Origin of the sequence: Paenibacillus sp. 598K, assembly GCF_003851045.1 — a bacterium.
Lineage (GTDB): Bacteria > Bacillota > Bacilli > Paenibacillales > Paenibacillaceae > Paenibacillus_D.
In genome coordinates this window covers 1-3,710 of record NZ_BFBX01000229.1, presented here as the reverse complement: position 1 = coordinate 3,710, position 3,710 = coordinate 1, and the positions used below count along the sequence as shown (strand labels likewise).

At 62.1% G+C, this 3,710-nt stretch carries 3 protein-coding genes; all 3 read left to right on the top strand.

Translation table 11 applies throughout. The features are described 5' to 3' along the window. The first annotated feature begins 254 nt into the window (after positions 1 to 254). From PA598K_RS34740 to PA598K_RS34730, 3 genes are read left to right on the top strand one after another with little or no spacing between them, the layout of a single operon-like run. On the top strand, positions 255 to 605 hold the full coding sequence (locus PA598K_RS34740; protein ID WP_128661273.1) for a 4Fe-4S binding protein: 351 nt from the start codon (positions 255 to 257) through the stop codon (positions 603 to 605). A 44-nt stretch (positions 606 to 649) separates the two neighbouring features. Continuing rightward, positions 650 to 2,032, top strand: coding sequence for an ABC transporter substrate-binding protein (locus tag PA598K_RS34735; RefSeq protein WP_128661272.1), 1,383 nt, complete (start codon positions 650 to 652; stop codon positions 2,030 to 2,032). A gap of 30 nt (positions 2,033 to 2,062) precedes the next feature. After that, on the top strand, positions 2,063 to 3,652 hold the full coding sequence (locus tag PA598K_RS34730) for an FAD-dependent oxidoreductase (RefSeq protein ID WP_128661271.1): 1,590 nt from the start codon (positions 2,063 to 2,065) through the stop codon (positions 3,650 to 3,652). Positions 3,653 to 3,710: the final 58 nt, after the last annotated feature.

The window sequence follows — 3,710 nt, the reverse complement described above, 5'->3', positions numbered from 1 at the left end:
ATGGGCTTTCGTAATTTAGGTTAAAACATTAACACGACTTTTCTTTCCCGTCAATCTCATTCTTCGCCTCTTGTTCGCGCTCAAAAATTTTACTTGACCCCAACCAAACGACCAAGTAAGATAGTCTAATACCAAGTATACATAGCTTTATAATGTGTATTTGAAAACAAACTCAATCCACCGTTTCAACGGAGATGCCCACATCGTGGCGCATCTTTTTTTAGGTTTGCGCCCAGAGAAAGGAGGTTGCCGCATTGATAGAGCTTGTAAGCGAAGAACGTTGCATCAGCTGCGGATTATGCGTGAAGGTATGCCCGACCTTCGTCTTCGACGCTAACGAAAACGGGGCTCCGAGCATCGCCAGGCAGAAGGATTGCCAAACTTGTTTTGTCTGCGAGGCCCATTGTCCGGTAGACGCCTTGTACGTCTCTCCCTTCGCCGATGTATCGGTTGCTGTGGACGAAGACGAGCTGGCCGCCAGCGGCGCTCTTGGCAGCTGGCGAGCGACGATCGGCTGGGGCCCTGGCCGCACGCGTCTGGCCGCCATCGACACAACGGAGTTCATCGACCGCATCCTGCCGCCCCGCCCCCCGCGCAATACGTGAGGCTTAATCACCGCAAGACCACTACAAGAAGGGAGATTTCATCCATGACCTTATTCCGACGCGCCACCGCCTTGCCCCTCCTGACCCTGCTGGCAGCCAGCCTGGTCTTCTCCGCCTGCGGCAGCGCCGCAAATCAGCCATCCGAGCCGGCCCCGGCAAAGGAAGCGACCGGAACCGCCGAGACGACGACAACGGCGTCTGCCGAAGAAAAAGCGCCCGAGCCGGTTACGCTGACCTTCTATGTCGGCGGCGGCACGTTGACCGATACCGAGTTCGACCTGTTTTTCGTCCAGCCGACCAAGGCCAAGTTCCCCCATATTACGCTAAAAAAAATCGTGCCCGCCGACGGCGTCAAGCCTGCCGAGGTGCTGACCTCCAGCGAGGTGCCCGATCTGATCTATCAGACAAGCGGTTCCTACTACGCCTTCCAGGATCTCAATGCGCTCGCCGACTTGACGCCGCTGGTCGAGAAATACGGCTTTGACACCGGGCGGCTGAAGCCGGTGCTGCTGGAGTCGGTGTACAACTTCTCGCGCAACGGAGAATTGTTCACGCTGCCGTTCTCCTCCAATGTAGCCGCATTGTTCTACAACAAGGACATCTTCGACAAGTTCGGCGTCCCCTACCCGCCCGACGAACAGATCACCTGGGATGAGCTGCTCGGCATCGCCCAGTCGCTGACGCGAGCTGACGGCGGCGTCAACTATATCGGCACCGATCTGAACAACGGTCCAGCAACGCTCCAGGGCAGCTACGGCATCTTCGCCCTCGATCCGGAGAGCGGCGAGCCGACGCTGCAGTCGCCGCAATGGCGCACCGTATTCGAGACGGTGCAAAAAAGCGTGCAAATCCCCGGCTATGTCCAAGGCGATCGCTACGAGTACAACCGCGACTCGTTTATCATCGACCAGAATCTGGCGATCCGGCCGACGCTGCTCGCCAATCTGATCGGCCCGCTGGAGGAGCTGCGCGCTCAAGGGAAGCCGCTGAACTGGGATCTGGCGCCGATCCCTAACTTTGCCGACCAGCTCGGCAACGGCAAGGTCGCCAACGTGCACTCCGTCTCGATCTCCAGCGTCAGCAAGCATAAAGACGAGGCGTTCCAGGTGCTCGCCAATATTCTCTCCGACGAGACGCAGCGCGTCCTCTCCCGCAACGGCCGCGTCCCGGCCATCGACAAGCCCGAGCTGGAGAAGGAATTCGGCGCCGATATCGAGGTGCTCAAGGGCAAAAAAATCGAGAATATATTCAAGACGACGCCTCCTGTCCTGAAGCAGCATCGACTCGAGGGCGATATCGCCAAACATGTGACCCAAGCCTTCCAGGATATCGCGCTCTCCGGCACAGACATTAATACCGCCATCCGCAATGCCGAGGAAGCGATCCGCAAGGATCTGGAGACGTTGAAAACGACCAAGCCGCAATAAGGAACCACACATGAACGGGAGGAACTGTGTATGAGCGATATCGACCACCGGCTAACCGCCGATGTGCTGGTCCTCGGCGGCGGCCCGGCCGCCGCCTGGGCCGCCTGGAGCGCCGCCTCGCAAGGGGCGAGCGTCGTCCTGGCGGACAAAGGTTATCTCGGCACGAGCGGGGCCACCGCCCCCGGCGGCACCAACCTGCTCTATCTGCCGCCGGATCGCAAGCTGCGGGACGCTGCTGTGGAGCAACGCTTCGTGGGCGGCGGCTTCTTGTCGGAGAAGTCATGGACCTATCGAGTGCTCGATCAAGTCTATATCAATCTGGAACGGATCGAGCAATGGGGCTATCCCTTCGTCCGCGACGAGGAGGGCGTCCCCAAGCGCGGGCATCTGCAAGGGCTGGAGTATATGAATCTGATGCGCAAGGTCGTCCTGAAGGCCGGCGTCCGGGTGCTCGATCAGCATCCGGCGCTGGAGCTGCTCGTCGACGAGCATGGCGTCGGCGGCGCGCGCGGCATCTCGCGTCTCGACGGCAAGGACTGGGAGGTGCGGGCCAACGCTGTCATCGTTGCTACAGGCGGCTGCGCCTTCCTCAGCAAAGGGCTGGGCTGCAACGTCCTGACCGGCGACGGGCTGCTGATGGCTGCCGAGCTGGGGGCCGAGCTGTCCGGCATGGAGTTCAGCCGGGCTTATGCGCCGAGCGCCGCGTTTGGCACGGTGACGAGAGGACGCTTGCTCGGCTGGGCGACCTACTACGACGAAGCCGGCAACATCCTGAACGCGGACGGCGTGCGCCGCAACATCCTCCAGCAGGCCGCCATCGAGGGGCGTCAGGTGTACGCCATGCTTAATAAGGCCGATACGCCGGAGAAGCAAGCGATCCTGCGCAAGTCGCACGCCATCTTCTTCCTGCCCTACGATCGTGCAGGCATCGATGTCTTCACTCAGAAGTTCCCGCTGACGCTGCGCTGCGAGGGCACGGTGCGAGGCACTGGCGGCATCCGGCTGGAGGGCGAGGATTGCTCGACCTCGATCGCCGGTCTATACGCGGCCGGCGACGCCGCCTCCCGGGAGCGCCTGATGGGCGGCATGTCCGGCGGCGGCGCCTTCAATGCGTCGTGGGCGATCTGCTCCGGCACATGGTCGGGGGAAGCGGCTGCGGCTTACGCCCGCTCCCAGCCGCTCCCTGCTCACCTGCGTCAGCTCAAGCCTGCGGGACGATACGGCCTGCAGCCTGCCGGTCTGGCTACTGCAGCCGGCGAGGCCTCCAAAACGACCGACGCCGAGCTGCAACAGGCGATCCAGTCCGAGGTATCGATCGCGATCAATTATTTCCGCAGCGAGCCCGCCGTCGAGGCGTCTCTGCAACGGCTGCACGCGCTCTGGCCGATCGTCGGCCGACCTCGCGTCTCCGACACGCTGCAGCAACGGCTGCGCGCCCGCGAGCTGGCCGCCATGGCCGCTACCGCGCGCTGGATGTATACCGCTTCGCTGCAGCGCCGCGAGACGCGCGCCATGCACACGCTGGCCGAATATCCCGAGCAGGACCCCGGCCAGCGCCATCGCATCGCGCTGTGGGGACTTGAGACGATCTCCACCCGCTACGACGCCGTGCCCCTCTGATGCTGGCGCGGTGCTCGCGTCGGCTCTCTCCAGCACAGATCGAGTAGGCCTATGCGCG